Raw genomic sequence first — 223 nt, forward strand, 5'->3', positions numbered from 1 at the left:
AGAGATTGCCTTGGCAGTCTTTGTGTTAGACAGGAGCGGCAATCCGCTCATGCCCTGCAGTGAGAAGCGGGCGCGGCTGTTGCTGGCGCGCGGCCGTGCACGCGTGCACCGCGTGATGCCGTTCGCGATCCGCATAGTGGATCGGCGGACAGCGGACTGCGTCCTGCAACCGGTCCGTCTTAAACTCGATCCCGGTAGCAAGGGAACCGGCGTGGCCATCGTG

At 64.1% G+C, this 223-nt stretch carries 1 protein-coding gene; it reads left to right on the forward strand.

Annotated elements, in window-relative coordinates; translation table 11 throughout:
* Nucleotides 1–10 precede the first annotated feature (10 nt).
* The coding region (locus ACYP5B_RS16675; RefSeq protein ID WP_459570436.1) for an RRXRR domain-containing protein at nucleotides 11–223 on the forward strand (213 nt) is incomplete at its 3' end.

It is taken from the genome of Cupriavidus sp. 8B, from assembly GCF_054589115.1.